Origin of the sequence: Pseudomonas sp. R3-57, from assembly GCF_051132065.1 — a bacterium.
Classification (GTDB): Bacteria; Pseudomonadota; Gammaproteobacteria; order Pseudomonadales; family Pseudomonadaceae; genus Aquipseudomonas.
Window position 1 is genome coordinate 5,818,342 of the sequence record NZ_CP071655.1, and the last position, 20,642, is coordinate 5,838,983.

The 20,642-nt window shown below is 59.7% G+C and carries 19 protein-coding genes and 1 pseudogene; 14 read left to right on the top strand and 6 right to left on the bottom strand.

The window, feature by feature from the left end; translation table 11 throughout:
* The first annotated feature begins 32 nt into the window (after positions 1-32).
* From J3P93_RS26140 to J3P93_RS26150, 3 genes are read left to right on the top strand one after another with little or no spacing between them, the layout of a single operon-like run.
* A complete protein-coding gene (locus tag J3P93_RS26140) occupies positions 33-1,841 on the top strand; it encodes a sensor histidine kinase (protein WP_434593405.1) in 1,809 nt (602 codons plus the stop codon).
* Positions 1,838-3,220 (top strand): sigma-54-dependent transcriptional regulator, encoded by a 1,383-nt coding sequence (locus J3P93_RS26145; protein ID WP_203420335.1) that lies wholly within the window; start codon positions 1,838-1,840, stop codon positions 3,218-3,220. The genes J3P93_RS26140 and J3P93_RS26145 overlap by 4 nt, the downstream gene beginning before the upstream one ends.
* The gene (locus tag J3P93_RS26150; RefSeq protein WP_434593408.1) at positions 3,217-3,672 is read left to right on the top strand and encodes a YiiD C-terminal domain-containing protein; all 456 of its coding nucleotides are present in this window, start codon (positions 3,217-3,219) and stop codon (positions 3,670-3,672) included. Before J3P93_RS26145 ends, J3P93_RS26150 begins: the two co-directional genes overlap by 4 nt.
* A gap of 203 nt (positions 3,673-3,875) precedes the next feature.
* Here the strand turns inward: J3P93_RS26150 and cysQ are convergent, their stop codons facing one another.
* Together cysQ and nudE are read right to left on the bottom strand one after the other, a co-directional pair.
* Positions 3,876-4,703: a 3'(2'),5'-bisphosphate nucleotidase CysQ gene (gene cysQ / locus J3P93_RS26155; RefSeq protein WP_434593411.1), complete on the bottom strand. Its 828-nt coding sequence runs from the start codon at positions 4,701-4,703 to the stop codon at positions 3,876-3,878.
* 7 nt (positions 4,704-4,710) lie between these two features.
* On the bottom strand, positions 4,711-5,280 hold the full coding sequence (gene nudE / locus J3P93_RS26160) for an ADP compounds hydrolase NudE (RefSeq protein ID WP_434593414.1): 570 nt from the start codon (positions 5,278-5,280) through the stop codon (positions 4,711-4,713).
* Between the two features lie 88 nt (positions 5,281-5,368).
* On the opposite strand from nudE, the gene yrfG reads away from it, so the two are divergent.
* The gene (gene yrfG, locus J3P93_RS26165) at positions 5,369-6,031 is read left to right on the top strand and encodes a GMP/IMP nucleotidase (RefSeq protein ID WP_434593416.1); all 663 of its coding nucleotides are present in this window, start codon (positions 5,369-5,371) and stop codon (positions 6,029-6,031) included.
* A 91-nt stretch (positions 6,032-6,122) separates the two neighbouring features.
* On the opposite strand, the gene lysM is transcribed toward yrfG, so the two are convergent.
* A complete protein-coding gene (lysM, locus tag J3P93_RS26170) occupies positions 6,123-6,563 on the bottom strand; it encodes a peptidoglycan-binding protein LysM (protein ID WP_434593419.1) in 441 nt (146 codons plus the stop codon).
* Positions 6,564-6,701: 138 nt separating this feature from the next.
* On the opposite strand from lysM, the gene J3P93_RS26175 reads away from it, so the two are divergent.
* The 4 genes from J3P93_RS26175 to J3P93_RS26190 all read left to right on the top strand — a co-directional run bounded on the left by J3P93_RS26175 (position 6,702) and on the right by J3P93_RS26190 (position 11,686).
* Complete coding sequence (locus J3P93_RS26175) at positions 6,702-7,589, top strand: LysR family transcriptional regulator (RefSeq protein WP_434593421.1); 888 nt, start codon at positions 6,702-6,704, stop codon at positions 7,587-7,589.
* A gap of 92 nt (positions 7,590-7,681) precedes the next feature.
* Positions 7,682-8,521, top strand: coding sequence for a formate dehydrogenase accessory sulfurtransferase FdhD (gene fdhD, locus J3P93_RS26180; protein ID WP_434593424.1), 840 nt, complete (start codon positions 7,682-7,684; stop codon positions 8,519-8,521).
* Entirely contained in the window at positions 8,518-10,866 is a 2,349-nt protein-coding gene (locus tag J3P93_RS26185; protein WP_434593427.1) for an FdhF/YdeP family oxidoreductase, read from the top strand. Before fdhD ends, J3P93_RS26185 begins: the two co-directional genes overlap by 4 nt.
* A 337-nt stretch (positions 10,867-11,203) precedes the next feature.
* Positions 11,204-11,686, top strand: coding sequence for a glycine zipper domain-containing protein (locus J3P93_RS26190; RefSeq protein ID WP_434593430.1), 483 nt, complete (start codon positions 11,204-11,206; stop codon positions 11,684-11,686).
* A gap of 55 nt (positions 11,687-11,741) precedes the next feature.
* Here J3P93_RS26190 and J3P93_RS26195 read toward each other — a convergent pair whose 3' ends face one another.
* From J3P93_RS26195 to J3P93_RS26205, 3 genes and pseudogenes are all read right to left on the bottom strand, one after another.
* Positions 11,742-12,173: an acyl-CoA thioesterase gene (locus tag J3P93_RS26195; protein ID WP_434593433.1), complete on the bottom strand. Its 432-nt coding sequence runs from the start codon at positions 12,171-12,173 to the stop codon at positions 11,742-11,744.
* Between the two features lie 139 nt (positions 12,174-12,312).
* Positions 12,313-13,535 (bottom strand): annotated as a pseudogene (locus J3P93_RS26200) (3-hydroxyacyl-CoA dehydrogenase NAD-binding domain-containing protein).
* 211 nt (positions 13,536-13,746) lie between these two features.
* The gene (locus tag J3P93_RS26205) at positions 13,747-15,681 is read right to left on the bottom strand and encodes a RecQ family ATP-dependent DNA helicase (protein WP_434593436.1); all 1,935 of its coding nucleotides are present in this window, start codon (positions 15,679-15,681) and stop codon (positions 13,747-13,749) included.
* 449 nt (positions 15,682-16,130) lie between these two features.
* On the opposite strand from J3P93_RS26205, the gene J3P93_RS26210 reads away from it, so the two are divergent.
* The 6 genes from J3P93_RS26210 (at position 16,131) to J3P93_RS26235 (ending at position 20,564) form a co-directional block, all read left to right on the top strand.
* Positions 16,131-16,406, top strand: coding sequence for a hypothetical protein (locus tag J3P93_RS26210; RefSeq protein ID WP_434593439.1), 276 nt, complete (start codon positions 16,131-16,133; stop codon positions 16,404-16,406).
* Positions 16,407-16,500: 94 nt separating this feature from the next.
* The gene (locus J3P93_RS26215) at positions 16,501-17,643 is read left to right on the top strand and encodes a hypothetical protein (RefSeq protein WP_434593442.1); all 1,143 of its coding nucleotides are present in this window, start codon (positions 16,501-16,503) and stop codon (positions 17,641-17,643) included.
* A gap of 346 nt (positions 17,644-17,989) precedes the next feature.
* Positions 17,990-18,295 carry a hypothetical protein gene (locus J3P93_RS26220; protein ID WP_434593445.1) on the top strand — a complete coding sequence of 102 codons (306 nt, stop codon included), beginning with the start codon at positions 17,990-17,992 and terminating at the stop codon, positions 18,293-18,295.
* Between the two features lie 182 nt (positions 18,296-18,477).
* Positions 18,478-18,639 (top strand): YhfG family protein, encoded by a 162-nt coding sequence (locus J3P93_RS26225; RefSeq protein ID WP_434598501.1) that lies wholly within the window; start codon positions 18,478-18,480, stop codon positions 18,637-18,639.
* A gap of 171 nt (positions 18,640-18,810) precedes the next feature.
* Entirely contained in the window at positions 18,811-19,305 is a 495-nt protein-coding gene (locus J3P93_RS26230) for a helix-turn-helix domain-containing protein (protein ID WP_434593448.1), read from the top strand.
* On the top strand, positions 19,302-20,564 hold the full coding sequence (locus J3P93_RS26235) for a type II toxin-antitoxin system HipA family toxin (protein WP_434593451.1): 1,263 nt from the start codon (positions 19,302-19,304) through the stop codon (positions 20,562-20,564). Before J3P93_RS26230 ends, J3P93_RS26235 begins: the two co-directional genes overlap by 4 nt.
* Positions 20,565-20,642: the final 78 nt, after the last annotated feature.

The following is a 20,642-nucleotide window of genomic DNA, read 5'->3' on the forward strand; positions in this document are numbered from 1 at the left end:
AATGCGCCTGTTACTTCAGGCGCAACCGGCTCATGAAACCGAATCTTCCCCGCAGACCCCGCTGGCGCAGCCTTGCCCTGCTTGCGCTGTGTCTGGCGCCGCTGTTGTGGCCGCTGGAACATCTCGCCGAGCGCTACTACCGTAGCGAACTGGCCGGGCAGAACCGCCAGACCCTCGATCTGTACGTCGCCAACCTGCTCGGCACCCTGCACCGCTACGAGGTGTTGCCGCAGATTCTCGGCGACTTGCCGGCGCTGCGGGCCGTCCTCGGCGCGCCGGATGACGGTGTCACCCAAGGCAATGCCAATCGCCTGCTGAAGAACATTGCCGTCCAGACCGGCGCTGAAGTGATGTACCTGATGGACACCAGCGGCCAGACGCTGGCGGCGTCGAACTGGGACAAGCATGACAGCTTCGTCGGCCGCAATTTTTCCTTCCGCCCGTACTTCAGCGAAGCCATGGCCGGACGCCTCGGGCGTTTTTTCGGCCTCGGCACGACGTCTGCCAAGCGCGGTTATTTCTTCGCCGCCGCCGTGCGCAACGGCGAAAAAGTCATCGGCGTGCTGGTGATCAAAGTCGACCTCGACCACACCGAAAGCCTGTGGGGCAAAACTCCCGAGCAACTGTTGGTCACCGACCACAACGGTGTGGTCATTCTCACCTCGCGGCCGGAATGGCGATTCCGCTCGACGCGCAATCTGAGCGACAGCGAACGCTCGGCTATCACCGCGATCCAGCCGTACCCGACGCGTGAGCCGCGACCGCTGAACCTCAGCGCCGACGCGTGGCTGATCCAGACTCACGACATCGCCGAAACCGGCTGGAGCGTCAGCATCCTCGCCCCGCGCACGCTGATCGACCGCCCGGTGCGCACCGTCGTCGCCATTGGCGGGGCGACGCTGCTGGTGGTGATGCTGCTGGTGGGTTTGATGATGCAGCGCCGTCGCCACTATCTGGAGCGCATCGCCTTCGAGGCCAAGGCACGGCGTGAGCTGGAAGGCCGGGTTGCCGAGCGCACCAGCGATCTCGAAGGCCTCAACCGACGGCTGAAGCAGGAAGTGCTTGAACGCGAAACCGCGCAGCAGGAATTGGTTCGTGCCCAGGATGATCTGGTTCAGGCCGGTAAATTGTCGGCGCTGGGGACGATGTCGGCGAGCATCAGCCACGAACTCAATCAGCCGCTGGCGGCGATCCGCAGTTATGCGGAAAACGCCGAGGTACTGCTCGATCATCAACGCACCGACGACGCGCGCGGCAATCTCAAACTGATCAGCGAACTGACCGGGCGCATGGCTTCGATCATCGCCCACCTGCGCGCCTTCGCCCGGCGCGACCGCCACGCCCCGGAAAGCGTCGCCCTGCAACCGGCGCTCGACGATGCGCTCGCCCTGCTGGCCAAGCGTCGACGCAGCATGGAAGTCGAACTGATCCGCGATCTGCCCGCTGCCACGCTGTGGGTCGAGGCGGGTGAAACGCGTCTGCGCCAAGTCTTGGGCAATCTGCTCGCCAATGCCCTTGATGCCCTCACTGAAAAGGGTCCGCCGCGCAAACTGTGGCTGAGTGCCGAATCCACTGCCGACGGCGTCAATCTGTACATCCGTGACAACGGCCCGGGGTTCTGCATGGAAGCCCTCGGCCGCGCCAGCGAGCCCTTCTACACCACCAAGACCCGCACCCAGGGTCTGGGTCTGGGCCTGGCCATTTGTGAAACGCTGATGCGCGCCTTCGGCGGTGAACTGTCGTTCGCCAACCACAAGCAAGGTGGCGCCCTGATTACCCTGCGGCTGCGCGCCGGCGCGCCCGGGGTCAGCCTGCAACCCTCCGAGGACCGAAGTGCATGACCATCGACAATCGCATTCAGGTGGTGTTGATCGACGACGATCCGCACCTGCGTCAGGCCCTCGGCCAGACGCTGGATCTGGCCGGCCTGAAAATCCTGCCCTTGTCTGAAGCCAAAGGTCTGGCCGCGCAACTGGAGCGTGACTGGCCGGGCGTGGTGGTCAGCGATATTCGCATGCCGGGCATGGACGGCCTCGAACTGTTGAGCGAATTGCACGCTCAAGATCCGGAGCTGCCGGTATTGCTGATCACCGGCCACGGCGACGTACCGCTGGCCGTGCAGGCGATGCGCGCCGGCGCTTATGATTTTCTCGAAAAGCCTTTCGCCAGCGACGCGCTGCTCGACAGCGTGCGCCGTGCCCTCGCCTTGCGTCGTCTGGTGCTGGATAACCGCAGCCTGCGTCTGGCCCTCAGCGATCGCAATGAGCTGAGCGCGCGGCTGGTCGGGCATTCGACGCCGATGTTGCGTCTGCGCGAGCAGATCGGCGCGCTGGCGGCGACCAAGGCTGACGTACTGATTCTTGGCGAAACCGGCGCTGGCAAAGAAGTGGTCGCACGCGCCCTGCATGACTTGTCCAGCCGCCGCAACGGCCCGTTCGTGGCGATCAATGCCGGCGCACTGGCCGAATCGGTGGTGGAAAGCGAACTATTCGGCCACGAACCCGGCGCATTCACCGGCGCGCAAAAACGCCGGATCGGCAAGTTCGAATTCGCCAATGGCGGCACGCTGTTTCTCGATGAAATCGAGAGCATGAGCCTGGACGTGCAGGTCAAATTGCTGCGCATGTTGCAGGAGCGCGTCGTCGAGCGACTCGGTGGCAATCAACTGATCCCGCTGGACATCCGCGTCATCGCCGCGACCAAGGAAGACCTGCGCCAGGCGGCCGATCAGGGCCGCTTCCGCGCCGACTTGTATTACCGGCTGAACGTTGCGCCGCTGCGCATCCCGCCGCTGCGCGAACGCGGCGAAGATGCGCTGCTGCTGTTCCAGCACTACGCCGATGAAGCCAGCGCCCGCCACGGTCTGCCACCCCACGAACTGCAACCGGCGCAACGCGCGTTACTGCTGCGTCACACCTGGCCGGGCAATGTGCGCGAACTGCAAAACGCCGCCGAACGCTTTGCCCTCGGTCTGGAGCTGGCGCTGGACAACGGCGCCGAAGGCAGCGCCGGCGCACCGGTCGAAGTCGTCAGCGGCGGGCTTAGCGAGCAAGTGGAAAACTTCGAAAAAACCCTGATCGCCGCAGAACTGGCACGCTCGCACAGTTCGGTGCGCAGCCTCGCCGAAGCCCTGGGCATTCCGCGCAAGACCCTGCACGACAAATTGCGCAAGCATGGCCTCAACTTCGGCGACAGCAGCCAGGGGGACGAAAACGAATGAGCGATAACACTGAGTATCTGCAATCGGTGCTGCATCACGACATCCCGCTGACCGCCGAGATGGGCCTGACGGTTATTGAATGGCATGACCAGCAACTGAGCCTGCACTTGCCGCTCGCGCCCAACGTCAATCACAAGAGCACGATGTTTGGCGGCAGCCTCTATTGCGGCGCGGTGCTGGCCGGTTGGGGCTGGCTGCATTTGCGCCTGAAGGAAGAGGGGATTACCGACGGCCATATCGTGATTCAGGAGGGGCAGATCAGTTATCCACTGCCGGTGACCGGTGACGCGACGGCAATTTGCCCGGCGGCTGACGTGGCGGTGTGGAAGAAGTTTCTGGCGATGTATCGACGTTATGGACGGGCGCGGTTGACGCTTGATACGCGGATCGTCAATCAGGGCAGTGATGAACACGCCGTGATATTTACCGGGCAGTACGTTTTGCACCGTTGAAGGTCAACGGCCCCTCACCCTGGCCCTCTCCCGGAGGGAGAGGGGACTGATTGGGGGATGCTGCTGATTCACATCTACCTGAAACGACATTGCCGAATCCACAATCGACTCGAATCTACAGGTCGATGCATCGCGCCAGACACCTCGGTCGGCTCCATCTCCTGGGGGAGAGGGCTGGGGTGAGGGCAATCCGGATCAAAACCTCAACCCCGGGCCAACTCCAACAATCTCTCGCGCCACGAAGCCTTCGCCGGCAACGCCAGAAAAAACTCATTCAACAGCGATTCCCGCGGCGGATAACAAAACGCTTCACCGCGCAGATCCAGCACTTCGCCCCCCGCGCCCTCCAGCACGCCCTGTGCCGCCGCCGTGTCCCACTGCGAAGTCGGCGCCAGCCGCGGATAACAATCCGCTGCGCCTTCCGCCAACAAACAGAACTTCAGCGAACTGCCAATGTTGGCCAACTGCAATTCGCCCAGACTGGCACTCAGCCCAGCCAGCAAACGCTCCTGCTCGGGGCTCGAGTGTCGGCGGCTGGCTACCACCGTAAAGGCTTCGCCTGGTTGCAGCGTCTCACGCACGTGAATCGCCAACGGCGTACCGTGCTTGTCGCAACGCCACGCCCCCAGCCCGGTGCCGCCGACGTAGTAGCGACCATTGGTCGGCATCGACACCACGCCAAACACCACCCGGCCGTTTTCGATCAGGGCAATGTTGACGGTAAATTCTTCGCTGCCACTGATGAATTCCTTGGTGCCGTCCAGCGGGTCCACCAACCACCAGCGCTGCCAGCCAGCACGTACGTTTTGCGGGATATTGGCGTCTTCTTCGGACAACACCGGAATGCTCGGGGCCAGCGCTGTCAGCCCGGCCACGATAACGTGATGCGCGGCCATGTCGGCGGCGGTCACCGGCGAATCATCGGACTTGGCTGTGACTTCTACGCCCGCGCGCCAGAACGGCAGAATCGCCTCGCCGGCCTGTAATGCCAGGGCAACAACAGGTGCCATCAATGGGTGGGGGTAATTCATCGACATCTCACTCAAGATTGAAAGAACCGCGCTGGGTCAAAAGATCACGCGTCAGATACAGCGCCGCCAGCGCGCGGCCTTCGGAAAATTGCGGATTGAGCGCCAGCGCCGACAATTTGCGCAGGTTGACCTTGTCGACGCGCATCGGCTCAGGCTCGTCGCCCTCCAGGCGCTCTTCGTAAAGATCGGTGGCCAGCACCACCTGGATCTTCTGGCTCATGTACCCGGGCGACAGCGACAGCTCGGTCAGATGTTCCAATTGGCGCGCGCCGAAACCGGCCTCTTCCTTGAGCTCGCGCTCGGCCGCTGCCAGTACATCCTCGCCCGGCTCGATCAGGCCTTTGGGCAAGGACAATTCGTAGGCATCGGTGCCGCCGCAATACTCTTCGACCAGCACCGCATGTTCGGCATCGAGCATCGCCACGATCATCACCGCGCCGTAACCCGCGCCCTTGCCGACCAGCCGCTCATACGTGCGCTCCACGCCGTTGGAAAAGCGCAGCTTGAGTTCTTCGACCGCGAACAGACGACTGGTGGCGACGATCTCGCGGGCAAGTACGGTGGGTTTCTGGCGCATGCAAAGCTCCTTGGCGTGAACGCGCTACTATAACGCGGCTTTCCCGATTGTTTACCTCGGATATCCTTCTACCGCTCGAGACGTTGCCATGCCTTCATTACCGTGGTCCGACATCGATACCGTTCTGCTCGACATGGACGGCACGTTGCTGGATCTGCACTTCGACAATCACTTCTGGCTCGAACACCTGCCCCAGCGTTACGCCGAACTGCACGGGATCAGCCGGGCCATGGCCGAGATGGAATTGCAGCCGCTGTTCGAGCGCCATGCCGGCCAGTTGCAGTGGTATTGCCTGGACTTCTGGAGTGCCGAGCTGAAACTGTCGGTGCGCGAACTGAAACAGGAAACCGCACATCTGATCGCCTTGCGCCCGGATGCCGACACCTTTCTCGAGGCGATCAAACGCGCCGGCAAACGGGTGATCATGATCACCAATGCGCACCGCGACTCGCTATCGCTGAAACTGGAGCGGATCGAACTGGCACCGTACTTCGAACGGCTGATCAGCTCACACGACTATGGGTACCCGAAGGAGAATCCGCAGTTCTGGGATGCCTTGCAGGCGGATATCGGTTTCGATCCGGCGCGCAGCCTGTTCATCGACGACACCTTGCCGATTCTGCGCAGTGCGCGGGATTTTGGCGTGGCGTATCTGCTCGCGGTGAAAGAGCCGGACAGCCGCAAGGGTCCGAAGGACACCGCCGAGTTTGCTGCGGTCGAGGATTATCGGGATTTGATTGCCGGGCTTTGAAACCGGGCTAGCCCAATCGCCAGCAGGCTGGCTCCCACATTGAAATGCGGTTTCTTGTGGGAGCCAGCCTGCTGGCGATTGGGGCTGGAGATTATTTCGGAATGCGCAGCTTCTGCCCCGGATAGATCTTGTCCACATCCTTGAGCATCGGCTTGTTGGCGTCGAAAATCTTCTGGTACTGATTAGCGTTGCCATAGACTCGCAGCGAAATCGCGCTCAGCGTGTCACCTGCTTTGACCTCGACAAACTCGGCAGCGACCACCACCGGCCCGGTCACGGTGATCTGGTCATCGACGCTACCCACCCCTTGAATGTTGCCCACCGCCAGAAGAATTTTCTCTTTCTCTTCCTGGCTCGCGACTTCACCGGTCACCGTCACCTTGTCGCCGTCCACGGTCGCCTGTACGTTGGGATTGCCCAGCCCGACCTTGCTGATGTGTTCCTTCAACTGCTCGCTGGCATTGGCATTGCCGGGGGTCAGCAGATCCAACAGCTTTTCACCGGCTTCCTTCACAAAGCTCAAAAGACTCATAGCGCACACTCCTTGATTTGGGTTCCAGACGCCCAAGCCTAGACCACCCCGGACGAACCCGGTTCCAGTCCGACCAATGACCCTGTGCGCACGCACGCGGTAGAATCGCCCACCCCGCCAACCTTTCCCGGAGCGAAGATGGACATCAAGCAACTGAAATTCCTCATCGCCCTCGACGAAACCCGTCACTTCGGCCAGGCCGCTGCGCGTTGCCACATTACCCAGCCGACCTTGTCGATGCGCCTGCGCAGCCTCGAAGAAGAGCTCGACCTGCCGCTGGTCAATCGTGGCCAACGCTTCGAAGGTTTCACCGCGCCGGGCGAACGCGTGCTGGCGTGGGCGCGCACGGTGCTGGCGGCTTATGACGGTTTGCAGGCGGAAGCAGCGGCGTGTCGCGGCAATCTGATCGGTACGTTGCGCCTGGGCGTGGTGCCGCTGTCGAGTTTCGATCCTCTGCCGTTGATGCAACGCCTGCATGCGGCACACCCGGAGTTGCGCTTCGAACTGTCGTCGCTGAGTTCCGAGCAGGTGCTCGAACATCTGGCCAACAATCGCATCGACATCGGCGTGTCCTATCTGGAGCGTCTGGACAGCGAGCGTTTTGATTCCCTGGCCTTCGACGAAACGCGCATGGGCCTGCTTTACGATCAGCGCTCGTTCACCTTCGGCGAAGAGCCGCTGAGCTGGGAAGCGCTGATCGAACTGCCGCTGTGCATGCTCACCAGCGGCATGCATTTTCGCCAGTCCATCGACCACAACTTCCACAGCCGCGGCCTGACCCCACACCCACTGCTGCAAACCGACGCCGTGCATCAATTGTTACAGGCCGTACAGGGCGGCTTTTGCTGCGCAATCATGCCGCTCGATGGCGGTGCGGAAACCCTGGCCGATCATCTGCGCCTGCAACCGATCGAAAATGCCCGCACGCTGGCGCCGCTGGGCCTGATCATGCGCCGAGGCGCACCGCGGTCGGCGCTGGCGGAAGCCTGTTTCGCGCTGTATCAAAAATCGCCAAAACAGGCTTGATCGACGGCATCTATCGGTAGATCGGTAATAGCGATTAGACGCGACATCTTGCCGCGCCTAGTCTTGACCTAGATCAAACCGTCGGTGATGCCATGAACGCCAAGCGCCCAGCCTGCGCGGCGCCAGCCCTCGAAACGCCCGCGCCCGCCGCCAGCCAGACGTACAGCTACAGCGATTTGCCCCGCGAGGAATCGGCCAGCACCGCGCTGGCCGAGGAAGTCGCGTTGGCAATCGCCTACAACGGCATCAGTCAGGCGGTGATGCTGGTGACGCCGACGGATCTGGAAGACTTTATCGTCGGCTTCAGCCTCGGCAGCGGCATCATTGCCGACGCCAGCGATATCTACGACCTGCAACTGACCGGCTCGGGTTCGGCGCAATACGCGCAGGTGATCATCGCCAATCGCGCCTTCTGGAACCTCAAGCAACAACGTCGGCAATTGGCCGGCACCAGTGGTTGCGGTTTGTGCGGTGTGGAAGCGGTGGAGCAGGCGCTGCCGGACCTCAAGGTCTTGCCCGGCGCGCCGCTGCCGCCGATCGCCTGGCTCGACGGCCTGCGCCAGCGCATCGGTGCGTTTCAGCCGTTGGGACAGCATTGCGGCGCAGTGCATGCCGCGGTGTTCATGAATGGCAACGGCGAGTTGCTGCTCGGCCGCGAAGACATTGGCCGGCACAACGCCCTCGACAAGCTGATCGGCGGACTGATTCGCCAGAAGATTTCCACCGAGGGCGGCCTGGCGATTGTCACCAGCCGTTGCAGTCTCGAACTGATCCAGAAAGTCCTGCGTGCCGGAATCCAGACGCTTGTCAGTCTGTCGGCACCGACCGGCCTTGCCGTGCAATGGGCACGGCGCCACAACCTCAATCTCATCCACCTGCCGCAGAAAAGTGCGCCGCGGGTGTACAGCCCCGCGATGGAGAATCAAGCGTGAGCCAACATCATCAAGCCGACCAGAAACCTGTCCCGCGCTATAAGCCTTACAAAGGTGCCGCCGGCGGCTGGGGCGCCCTGATCAGTGTGGCGCAGGCCTGGTTGACCAGCGACAACGCGCTGAAGAACCTGCGCATGATGCTCAAGACCAACCAGAACGGCGGCTTCGACTGCCCTGGGTGCGCCTGGGGTGATTCGCCGGAAAGCGGCATGGTAAAGTTCTGCGAAAACGGCGCCAAAGCGGTGAACTGGGAAGCGACCAAGCGTCGCGTGGATGCGAAGTTCTTCGCCAAACACAGCGTCACTGCGTTGCTGGAGCAGAGCGACTACTGGCTGGAATATCAGGGCCGCCTGACCGAGCCGATGGTCTACGACGCTGAAACCGATCGCTACAAGCCGATCAGTTGGGAAGACGCGTTTGCCCTGATCGGCAAGCATTTGCGCAATCTGCCGAGCCCGGATCAGGCCGAGTTCTACACCTCCGGGCGTGCCAGCAACGAAGCGGCGTATCTGTATCAGCTGTTCGTGCGCGCTTACGGCACCAACAATTTCCCTGACTGCTCGAACATGTGCCACGAGGCCAGCGGTGTGGCACTGGCGCAAAGTGTCGGCGTCGGCAAAGGCACGGTGACGTTCGACGATTTCGAACACGCCGATGCGATTTTCGTCTGGGGCCAGAACCCTGGCACCAACCATCCGCGGATGCTTGAGCCATTGCGTGAAGCGGTGAAGCGTGGCGCGCAGGTGGTGTGCATCAACCCGTTGAAGGAACGCGGTCTGGAACGTTTCCAGCACCCGCAGCACCCGATCGAAATGCTCACCAACGGCGACAAGCCAACCAACACCGCGTATTTCCGCCCGGCGCTGGGCGGCGACATGGCCGTGCTGCGCGGCATGGCCAAGTTTCTGCTGCAATGGGAACGCGATGCGCAGAAGACCGGCGAGCCGGCGGTGTTCGATCACGACTTCCTCAATGCCCACAGCGCCAACGTGCTGGAATATCTCGGCGTGGTCGATGACACATCGTGGGAGCAGATCGTCGAGCAATCGGGCCTGACGCTGGTCGAAATCGAACAAGCCGCGCGCATGTACGCCAAAGGCAAGAACGTGATCATGTGCTGGGCGATGGGCATCACCCAGCATCGCCATTCGGTGCCGACCATCCAGGAAATCGCCAACCTGATGCTGCTGCGCGGCAACATCGGCAAGCCGGGCGCCGGTCTGTGCCCGGTGCGCGGCCACAGTAACGTGCAAGGCGACCGCACCATGGGCATCAACGAGCGTCCGCCGGTGGCGTTCCTCGATTCGCTGGAGCGCCGCTTCCAGTTCAAGGTGCCGCGCCACAATGGGCACAACGTGGTCGAGGCGATCCACGCGATGGCCGAAGGTCGCGCCAAGGTATTCATCGGTCTGGGCGGCAACTTCGCCCAAGCCACGCCGGACAGCCCACGCACCTTCCAGGCGCTGCGCAATTGCGACCTGACCGTGCAGATCAGCACCAAGCTCAACCGCAGCCACTTGGCTCACGGCAAAGACGCGCTGATCCTGCCGTGCCTGGGCCGTACCGACATCGATATCCAGAGCGAAGGCCCGCAAGCGGTTACGGTGGAAGACTCGTTCAGCATGGTTCACGCCTCCAACGGCCAGTTGCAGCCGCTGTCGAACCAGATGCGCTCGGAGCCGTCGATCATCACCGGCATCGCCGCCGCGACATTGGGCAGCAAGCCGGTGGACTGGAACTGGCTGGTCGCCGACTACGCACGCATTCGCGAACTGATTGCCGACACCATTCCGAACTTCAAAGACTTCAACGAGAAGGTGAAAAACCCGGGTGGCTTCTACCTTGGCAACAGCGCTGGTGCGCGCAAGTGGAACACGCCGTCGGGCCGGGCCAATTTCCGTCCGAACCTGCTGCCCAAGGATCTGGTGCACGAACGCACCCGTGCTACCGGGCAACTGCCGGACCTGATCCTGCAATCGATGCGTTCCCATGATCAGTACAACACCACGATTTACGGACTCGACGATCGTTATCGCGGCGTCAAAGGCCAGCGCGACGTGTTGTTCGCCAACGAAGCCGACATCATTCGCCTGGGCTTCCGTCCGGGGCAGAAGGCCGACATCGTGTCGTTGTGGGACGATGGCCGCGAGCGCCGGGTGAAAGGTTTTACATTATTGGCGTTCGATATTCCTGCCGGCCAAGCGGCGGCGTACTATCCGGAAGTCAATCCGCTGGTGCCGCTGGAAAGCACCGGGGATGGCAGCCACACGCCGACATCGAAATTCATTGCGATCCGGCTGGAAGCGGCAAGTGAGAGCGGGTTGATCATGGCCAAATCGGCTTGATCGACTTAATCGGCGCTTGTAATGGCCCCTTCGCGAGCAGGCTCGCTCCCACATTGGAATGCTATCCGCTGTGGGAGCGAGCCTGCTCGCGAAAGCGATGGAACAGCCAATTTACCTGCCGGGCTGACACTTTTCGAACGCCCACAAAAAAGGCCGTTTTTGCATAAAAACGGCCTGTCCGAAGTAGCTAAAGACCGGCGAAAATCGGTTAAGTTCCGGTGAAAAAACAGTAACTTGCAATATTGTATACAAGTCGTGTTATTCGTCGGATTTTGATTGTCACGCCCATTGCAGAGCCTCAGGATCGGCGCCGTCATCCCTTTGAGGCTCATCCTCTATGAAGTTCTCCTCGATTCTCTTGTTGTCCCTTGGCCTGGTCAGTGGCTTCGCTTCTGCCGGCGGCACCACCGAAGCAGGTGTGGGCGGCGCATTGGGCGGGGTTCTTGGCTCGGTCGTCGGTCAATCCCTAGGCGGCAATACAGGTTCCACCATCGGCGCAGCCTTGGGCGGCGCGGGTGGTAGCGCGGTCGGCGCCGACAAGCGCAGCCGTGGCGAAGCCGCTATTGGCGGCGCATTGGGCGCGGCCGGCGGTAACGTCGTAGGTCGCAGTCTGGGCGGCACCACCGGCAGCCTGATCGGCTCCGCAGCAGGTGGCGGTGCAGGCGGCGCGCTGGGCAACTACATGGGCAACAAGAGCGATGACGATGATCGTCACTACGATCGTCGCGATGATCGCCGTTACTATCGCGATCGTGGTCACCCAGGCCGTGGCCACGCTTACGGCCACCGCAAGCATCACAAGCACTATCGCCACCGCTAAGGCGCAGGCTTGAACAAAAATCGCAGCCCGAGGGCTGCGATTTTTTTTGCCTGATTCAAACGGCCAAACGTTGCAGCGCGGCGCGCAACCCGGGCGGAATCGGCACCGGCTGATTGCTCGCCCGGTCCACGAAAACATGAACGAAGCGCCCGGCCGCGCAGGCCTCTGCCTCACCGACCTTGAACACGGCCAATTCATACTGCACCGAACTGTTGCCCAGCTTGCCCACGCGCAAGCCGATTTCGATCAGATCCGGGAAGGCGATCGAGGCGAAATAATCGCACGCTGAACTGACCACAAAACCGACCACTTCACCGTCATGGATATCCAGCCCGCCGACCTGGATCAGATACGTGTTCACGGCCGTGTCGAAGAAGCTGTAATAGGTGACGTTGTTGACGTGACCGTAGGCGTCGTTGTCGTGCCAGCGCGTGGTGATGGGCTGGAAGTGCGGGTAGTCGGAGCGTTGGGGGGTCGGGTTGGACATTGATCCGCGATTCCTGAAAGTGTTTTGGCGAGTCTAAGTCAAAACCGTGCGACGGCCTTCGCGAGCAGGCTCGCTCCCACATTGGATCGTGATGTGGGAGCGAGCCTGCTCGCGAAGACGTCAGCACAGCCGCAATATTTCAACGATCAGCAAACCCCTTCCCCTGCGCCGCCAATTCACCAATCAACCGCGCCGGTTTCCATTGATCACCCTGGCGCGTCTCCAGCGCCAGCAGACGCTGATGAATATCCGCCGGCCTTGCTCATCCGCTCAGGCCATCGGCCCACCCTTGTCGGCCGGGAAGCCGTAGCCGTTCAGGTACACCAGATCGATGTCATGGGCCGACTCGGCAACGCCTTCCTGAAGGATCTTCGCGCCCTCGTTGACCAGCGCCAGCAGGCAACGCTCGAGAATTTCTTCGGGGCCGATCTCGCGGCGCTGGAAACCCAGCCCTTCACTGACCTGCAACACCAGTGCGTCGACTTCGGGGTCACGCTCAGCCTGCCGGCTGCCGGGTTCGTAATGGTAATAACCGTTGCCGGATTTCTGCCCGAAGCGGCCCAGCTCGCACAGACGGTTGTCCACCTGTACCTCTGGCGCATCCTGGCCCTTGCCGGCCAGTTCGCGGGCACGCCATTCCAGATCAATACCAACCACGTCGTACATGCGGAACGGCCCCATGGCGAAACCGAAACTCTGCAGCGCTGCATCAACCTGATGCGGGTAGGCGCCTTCGAGCAGCATCTTCCGTGCTTCGAGCACATACGGATGCAACATGCGATTGCCGATGAAGCCATGGCAATTGCCCGATACCACGCTGACCTTGCCCATGCGCATGCCCAGCGCCAGCGCCGCCTCCAAGGCTGCCGGCGAGGTCTGCGCACCGCGGACGATCTCCAACAGCTTCATGATGTGCGCCGGGCTGAAGAAATGCAGGCCCAGCACTTGCTCCGGACGGCGGGTGGCCGCAGCGATCGCATCGATATCCAGCGCCGACGTGTTGCTGGCCAGCAGCGCTTCAGGCTTGAGCAGGCCATCCAGTTCGCGAAAAATCTTTTGCTTGAGCTCAAGATTTTCGTACACCGCTTCGATTACCAGGTCGACATTGCGTATCGCCGCGTAATCGGCGGCGGCACTGACCCGGGCGATACGCGCGTCAGCCTCGGCCTGATCGATCCGTCCCTGGCGCACGTTGTGCGCGTAGGTCTCGGCGACAGAGGAGAGCGCCTGTTCGAGCATCTGTGGATTGTTGTCCACCCATTGCACCGCCACGCCGGCATTGGCCAGGCACATGACAATGCCGCGGCCCATGGTCCCCGCACCGATCACCGCGGCTCGCTGAATATCGAATGTCTGGCTCATGTTGTTCTCTTGTTGGCGATCCAAAGACTGGAATCACCATAGTCAGCCAATGAGGTTTTTTGAAGTTTATTACCGTGATGGTTGGTATTCAGCGGATGGATAGAGGCGCGCTTTTTGTAGGAGCGAGCCTGCTCGCGAAGGGGCCAGAGGATTGAAATCAAGGTGCCTGACCCGCTGCTTTCGCGAGCGGCTCGCTCCCACAAAACTCCGGTCAGCCAGATAGATGGTCAGCGGCCCAACTGCGCACTTCGGCGAAGGGATATTCCTCCAGCGCTGCGTACCCGGGTATCGATCGCGCCTTGAGTTTGGTGAACAGCGGCACGCTGATCCCGCACAAAAATCGCGTCAGCCGCTCGGCCGATGGCATCGCTCCGGTGTGCTGCTCGTGCTTGTGGATAAACTCACTGCATAGCTGCGCAAAGTTTTCATTCACAAGCGCTGGCAGTTCCGGCGCTGGTGGCAGCCGTGCAACCTGGCCGTGACACACCGAACAATGTCCACACTGTTGCGGAGCATTGTGGTCGCCGAAATATTCGGCCAGGCGATAACCCAGGCAGCGTTCGCTGGCGAACATCGCAAGCATGGCGTGAATACGGGTGATTTCAGCCTGCTCATGGCGTGTGAAATAGTCGTGTAACTCGGTGCTTAAGTCTTCGCTATCGAAATCGCTGTGCAGCAGGCTGTAGACCTCAGTCATCTGCTTGCTTTCCAGCTCGATCCAGCCTTTTTCCTGGAAGTAATCCAGCGCCTTCACCACCCGACTGCGCTCGGCAGAATACTGCGCGTACATTGCATCGAAATTCACCGTGGCCCACGAACGTGCACGGGTTGAGGTCTGGATCAGTGCGGCAACGAAGTCCCGGCGTTCGCCGTCAAAACGCTCAAGCAGAACCTCCGGCTCCAGCAGGTATTTGAATCGGTATTCGACGTAATAGGCATAGCGCGGCGCTATCAAGCCGCGCAGTTCCAACTGAACCAGCAAAGTCTTCAACGGCAACGAGCGGATATTGCTCTGGTCCGCCAGCGGGCCAAGCATGAACTCCCACTGCCCCTGCACTGCCGAGGCCTTGATTTCATCCAGCACGTAACGAATGCCTGCACGCTCCGGGGTGTCGCCGTAGACAAAGTTTTCCAGCACGTTGAGGCTGTCGCGATTGGCCAATACCAGGCAATCGGATGGCTGCCCGTCACGACCGGCGCGGCCGATTTCCTGACTGTAGTTTTCGATGGATTTGGGCAGGTCGAAATGCACCACGTTGCGAATGTCGCTCTTGTCGATGCCCATGCCGAACGCGATAGTCGCAACGATGCAATTGGACTGCCCGGCCATGAAGCGTTTCTGGATCGCTTCGCGTTGGTCGTGAGGCAGACCGGCGTGATACGCCTCGGCGTGAATGCCATTGCGTTCAAGGTGCTCGGCGACGTGTGCGGCGGTTTTCTGCAAGGTCACGTAGACGATGCATGGCTGGCCCGCTCGCGCGCTCATCCACTCGACCAGACGCCGGCGCTTGTCCTCACCGCGCACCGGTTCGACCAGCAGATTGAGGTTGGGCCGGTAGAAGCCGGTGGTTACCACATCTTCTTCTTCGATATTGAATTTGGCCTGCATGTCGGCAATGACATTCGGCGTTGCCGTAGCGGTCAGCAGCAGGGCTTGCGGGATGCTGAATTGGCGTTGGTAGTCCGGCAGCTTCAGATAGTCGGGCCGGAAATTGTGGCCCCACTCGGAAATACAGTGCGCTTCGTCCACGACCAATAACGAGATGGGTACCTGCTGCAGAAAATTGCGAAAACGCTCGTTCTTCAAGCGTTCCACCGAGACCATCAGAATCTTCAATTCACCCGAACGGGCGCGGGCCATCACCGCACTGGCGTCATCACGATTTTGCGCCGAATCGATGCTGCCGGCCGAGATGCCATGGCGATGCAGAAAGGCCAGTTGATCCTGCATGAGCGCCAACAGCGGCGACACCACCAGCGTCAGATGCGGCAACAACAGGGCCGGCAGTTGATAACAAATCGACTTGCCGGAACCGGTGGGAAAAATCGCCGCCGCCGAGCGCCCGGCCAGCACCGCACTGATCGCGGTTTCCTGCCCGGGGCGAAACTGTGAAAAACCAAAAACCTGTTCCAGGGTGTTGTGCATTCGCTGTCACTCCGTTGACTGCTGCCATGCCAACAGCCTAGCGGGCGATTGCAGCGAGTCGAGAAAAGGTCGGGGGTCAAATCGATTAGGAATGATACCGCGTGGGGAAATGCTCAACGCAAGCGCACGCGAAACGCGATTAAAAAGAGCCGATTCCGTTCAAGCAAGTGTCAGACGCCTGGAAACTTCCTACTAAATCCGAGGCAAACGCTATGAAGGTCGATCACGAATCGTCTGCCCTACAGGTAGGAATATTCACCGGTGGACTCTTGACCAAAACAAATCTCGAAAACGCGTAGGAAAGATCGCTCAATTGACGAAAAAGTCCCTACGAAAGCTGTCCATTGCGGCTGTCTTGTCTCACCGCAAAACGCCCTTCTATAGTGACCGGCGCGGCCTGAACACACCGCCAGCCCGCCCGAACGCCTCAGCACAGGACACGCCTGACCATGATCAACCGCTACCGCCCGCTCAAGACCCGCTACAGCGAAAACCCCGTCCTGCTTATCGACAGCCATGCCAGCCCGCGCGACCTTATAGATGCCGCCGATCAGCGCTTGCGCGCCGCCGGAGATTTGCTGGAAACACTCTATTGCCTATGTTTTAAACAGGCAGACGTGAAAGATATTCCCAATATCGTCAACGCGCTTTATTTGCTGGTACAGGATGGCTGCGACTTGCTGGAAGTCGCCAAACATAACTCGCCACAAACAACTTACAACTAACCAACACTACAAACGCAGAAACAACAGAACGCTTTATTTATCCACACAACAAGCACTAACTTGTTTGCTCTTACAACTAACCAAGGGCAACACAATGACTGTTTTAACAATTTTCTTTTGCGGTACCGGCTCCAACAAGTTTGATGTCACCCATGAAAATTTCTGGGACGGCGAACTGGTTTCGACACTGGCCGCCAACCATGCGGGCCGCGAGTTCGCCGAATGGATCGTCGTCGACGGGCCGGGCAGTGGCAACCTGCAAGCCGACGATCTGTTTACCAAAACCAAGGAATACGGACTCACCGGTACGCTGTTTGGCAAAGGCTGGGAAGAGAACGTGCAGCACGCCGTGAATATCATCAAGGGCAAATGCAACTGGCAGCGCGAACAACTTACAGAAGAAGGATACAACCGTCTGAAAGCCGCCGGCATTCCTATCGAAGATGTAAAAATTGAAGGTTCATGGTTCTGGCGTAAATATAACTACGGCGATCGCAGCGTGACCCAGCAAACATTACAAGAGCAAATTATCAAGACGTTCCGCAAGGACGGTGTAATCCCCACCCAAGTCAATCTGGTGGGCTGGAGTCGCGGCGGAATCAGCTGCCATATGTTGGCCAACGCAATGTTGAATGATCCACAGCTGAACCATATTCCGGTGAATATCTTCGCTCTTGATCCGGTGCCGGGCATTGGCAACTTCCAGGACCAGCGCGTCAAGCTCGGTGCCAACGTCAAAGAGTACGTCGCGTTCTATGCCCGCGATGAGCGCTCCAAAGGCTTCAGTTGCGTCATCCCACAGACCGCGGTCGGCACCAAAACCAGCGTCTACCCCATGGCCGGCCGCCACGCGACCATGGCCGGCAACGCCACCGCCGCCGGCGGCGTACCGACCGGCAGCAGCGATCTGAAAACTTTCATCGAACCGGGCCGCGTCGTCCGCCACTTCGCCGAAACCTGCCTCAAACGCTGGGGCGTGCAACTGAACAAACCCCTGAACCTCAGCGAAGCCGACCTGCTGCGCCTCACCGGCGCCATCGCCAGCGACGAAGCGCGCTACAAACTGATGCACAAGGTTTCCTACACCTACTTCACCGAACTGGATCAAGGCGAACGTTATGTGTCGCTAGGCAGCAAAGGGGTGCCGTTCTCGGCGGTGAAGGGTTCGATCTACGCGCCGGCAACGGGATTGACGACCAGCGTGCTGGAGTTGGCGGCGTATAAACATCTGCGTTGAAAAGTGAACAGCCGTTGATAGCAACGTCCGATGAGATCTTCATACCGGTCCTACGCAGGCAGACTCTTTGTCTTCTATCGGGGTTGGGGGATGCGAACTTATAGTCGTGGCTGTCGCTGCCAAATCAGCGGCTCGGGCTTGGTCACCCGATTGGATCGTGTATACGCATGCGCTGTATGCTGCGGGCACTCAATTGCCTGCAGTTTATGGTGACTGTGTTTGGGACACCTTCGGGTGTGCCGGGTATGTGCACGATCCTCACCGGTTGACCAACCCGAACACAGTTGCCTCCTGTCGCTTGGTCACGATGTGGTGGCTTCATTTGAAGCATTTGAGGATCCATCAATTGAAAACGTTTAAACAGTTTCTCACCGATCGCTACCACCCACTCGAATCCAGCCTCACCGCCACCAAGCCGCTGCTCATCGACACCGCCGCCGACCCGCAAGACATCCTCGAATGTGCCGTCCAGCGTCTGCGCGCTTCCAGCGACCTGCTCCGCACCCTGTACTGCCTCAACTTCAAACAAGCCGACGTCGAAGACATCCCACACATCACCCACGCGCTTTATCTGTTGACGCAGGACGGCTGTGACCTGATGCAGGTCGCGCAACAGCGGATGCTCAACTGGAAAGCACCGACCGGAGCTTGAGTGATTAAACCGCTCTCACCATCCCTCGAGAGCGGTAACCAGGGCAATCAACCTCCGGAGTAATCATGAGCAAATTCTTTGACGAGCTGATGGAAAGCGTGCGGGAAATGGACGAGATCTTACGCAGTGAGCGCCCCACTCCCAGTCCGCCCTCTGCACCGAAAACAGACGACAAGACCGCGTTGTCGTTTGAGCAAAAACAAGCCTGCTACGACAAGGTCCGCCGCTCGAATTACTTGGCCAGCCCTCATATCGAGGGCTTTGACACCCACCGCACCGATGCCGACAAGCCGCTTCCTTCGCATAAGTCAGCCCTCGAAAAGCATCGTGAAAACAAAGACTGATTGGAAATCACACTCCGTATAAGTGGCAGTATTCTGGCTGTATTGCGTGGATACAATTGGAATAATGCCATTTAAAAACTTGGACACTTCAGATCTACCCAATCGAGCATCCTTCCACTAAAGTGCTACTATTCTGGCAGTTAAGGTTAAAAAAAGAGGGAATACTGCCACATGGCTAAGAAAACAGCGCCGCTTTTGCCCTCCACTGCTCGAACTCTGGTCGACTTTGGCGAACGCCTGAAGCTGGCTCGCCTGCGCCGCAGATTGACGGCCAAGCAAGTCGCTGAACGATCTGGCATGTCGCTGACAACGTTGCGCAATGTGGAGACGGGAGGATCAGGAGTAACCATCGGCGCCTACCTTTCGGTCATGCAAGTGTTGGGATTGGAGAAGGATCTGAACAGACTCGCTGCAGCCGACGAGATGGGACGCCAGTTGCAGGATGCGCAGTTAATGCCTGCAACACGATCCGCAGCCAAAAACCCCCAACGAGTACGAGCAGCCAGTGCGATAAAAAAGGGCGCATCCGAACACCTCGGGACTTCAAACGTTACCGATGCCGCCACAACCACGAAAATTCCGGCTGACTTCCCACTCAACACACACTCACTCTCCAGCCTCTTTAACAAGAAGAAAAAGGCCGGCCCCCCAACAGGTGAAGAATGACGCTGATTGCTGTTTATGCAGACTGGAAGTCCTTGAAAGGCGCCAGACGTCTCGGATTTCTACATGCAAGGAAAACACGCAACACCAACGTGTTCGAATTTGAATACGACCCTAAGGCGCTGGCCGATCCCGAGTTGAGTTTCATAACCCTGGACCCGCGCATCGGCCCCTTCGAAGGCCGCCAATTCCCCGGAGAACATCAGAGCCGCTTTGGCGTCTTTGCAGACTCGAGCCCTGATCGTTGGGGCCAAATGCTCATGAAGCGCCGTCTGGAGCGGGACATTCGCGAAGGCTTGCTTCCCGGCAACAGCAAGTTGTTTGAATCCGATTACCTGCTTGGCGTGCACGACCTGTTCCGTGTCGGCGCCCTTCGCTACAAACTCAATGACGAAGGCAACTTCCTCGACGACCGCGACGGCATCGCCGCCCCACCCTTTGTCGAGCTACGTGCCTTAGAGCAGGCAAGTCTCGCCTTGGAAAACGATAGGAACAACACAGCCCTCGATGGCCGCGAATGGCTAAGAATGCTCATCGCACCAGGCGGCTCGCTGGGCGGCGCCAGGCCGAAAGCCAGCGTCGTCGACGAGTTCGGCCAACTGTGGATCGCCAAATTCCCAAGTACGAGAGATGACTACGATGTAGGTGGTTGGGAATTTGTAGTAAACGCTTTGGCAGTCAATTGTGGCCTGCGTGTTGCCACCGGCATGGCCCGACGCTACGCAAGCGATCACCACTGCTTCCTGGTGAAGCGTTTCGACCGAACCGAACACGGTGGCCGACACCACTTCGCATCAGCCATGACCATGACGAACCGCGTGGACGGGGACGACGCTTCCACGGGCGCCAGTTACCTTGAACTAGCGGAAGTCATCATGGAACACGGCTCGGAACCCAACACCGACCTCCGTGAACTCTGGTCACGAATCGTCTTCAACATCCTGGTCTCCAACACTGACGACCACCTGCGAAACCATGGGTTTATTCTCGATCCTGGTCGGGGATGGCGATTGTCGGCAGCCTACGACATGAATCCGGTGGCGCATGCGGATGGGTTGAAGCTGAACATCACGGATTCTGACAACGCTTTGGATTTGGAGCTGGCGAGGGAAGTAGCGGAGTACTTTCGCGTCAGTCGCAGCGACACAAAGGAAATCATTGAAAACTTCCAGGAAACGATCAATCAATGGTCGGCAATGGCGGACACTCTAGGGCTATCGAGACGCGAGCAAGAAAAAATGATCAGCGCATTTCACGATTAAGAAAGTTAAGTCCAACGAATCCCGAGAAATCACCCACAAAAAAGCCGCCCCAAAGGGCGGCTTTTTCATTCACAACAA

What these genes read in the sequence shown, in the direction of transcription:
- J3P93_RS26140 (WP_434593405.1), top strand. Translation starts at nt 33, where the DNA reads ATGAAACCGAATCTTCCCCGCAGACCCCGCTGGCGCAGCCTTGCCCTG.
- J3P93_RS26145 (WP_203420335.1), top strand. Translation starts at nt 1,838, where the DNA reads ATGACCATCGACAATCGCATTCAGGTGGTGTTGATCGACGACGATCCG.
- J3P93_RS26150 (WP_434593408.1), top strand. Translation starts at nt 3,217, where the DNA reads ATGAGCGATAACACTGAGTATCTGCAATCGGTGCTGCATCACGACATC.
- cysQ (WP_434593411.1), bottom strand. Translation starts at nt 4,703, where the DNA reads ATGAATTACCCCCACCCATTGATGGCACCTGTTGTTGCCCTGGCATTA.
- nudE (WP_434593414.1), bottom strand. Translation starts at nt 5,280, where the DNA reads ATGCGCCAGAAACCCACCGTACTTGCCCGCGAGATCGTCGCCACCAGT.
- yrfG (WP_434593416.1), top strand. Translation starts at nt 5,369, where the DNA reads ATGCCTTCATTACCGTGGTCCGACATCGATACCGTTCTGCTCGACATG.
- lysM (WP_434593419.1), bottom strand. Translation starts at nt 6,563, where the DNA reads ATGAGTCTTTTGAGCTTTGTGAAGGAAGCCGGTGAAAAGCTGTTGGAT.
- J3P93_RS26175 (WP_434593421.1), top strand. Translation starts at nt 6,702, where the DNA reads ATGGACATCAAGCAACTGAAATTCCTCATCGCCCTCGACGAAACCCGT.
- fdhD (WP_434593424.1), top strand. Translation starts at nt 7,682, where the DNA reads ATGAACGCCAAGCGCCCAGCCTGCGCGGCGCCAGCCCTCGAAACGCCC.
- J3P93_RS26190 (WP_434593430.1), top strand. Translation starts at nt 11,204, where the DNA reads ATGAAGTTCTCCTCGATTCTCTTGTTGTCCCTTGGCCTGGTCAGTGGC.
- J3P93_RS26195 (WP_434593433.1), bottom strand. Translation starts at nt 12,173, where the DNA reads ATGTCCAACCCGACCCCCCAACGCTCCGACTACCCGCACTTCCAGCCC.
- J3P93_RS26205 (WP_434593436.1), bottom strand. Translation starts at nt 15,681, where the DNA reads ATGCACAACACCCTGGAACAGGTTTTTGGTTTTTCACAGTTTCGCCCC.
- J3P93_RS26210 (WP_434593439.1), top strand. Translation starts at nt 16,131, where the DNA reads ATGATCAACCGCTACCGCCCGCTCAAGACCCGCTACAGCGAAAACCCC.
- J3P93_RS26215 (WP_434593442.1), top strand. Translation starts at nt 16,501, where the DNA reads ATGACTGTTTTAACAATTTTCTTTTGCGGTACCGGCTCCAACAAGTTT.
- J3P93_RS26230 (WP_434593448.1), top strand. Translation starts at nt 18,811, where the DNA reads ATGGCTAAGAAAACAGCGCCGCTTTTGCCCTCCACTGCTCGAACTCTG.
- J3P93_RS26235 (WP_434593451.1), top strand. Translation starts at nt 19,302, where the DNA reads ATGACGCTGATTGCTGTTTATGCAGACTGGAAGTCCTTGAAAGGCGCC.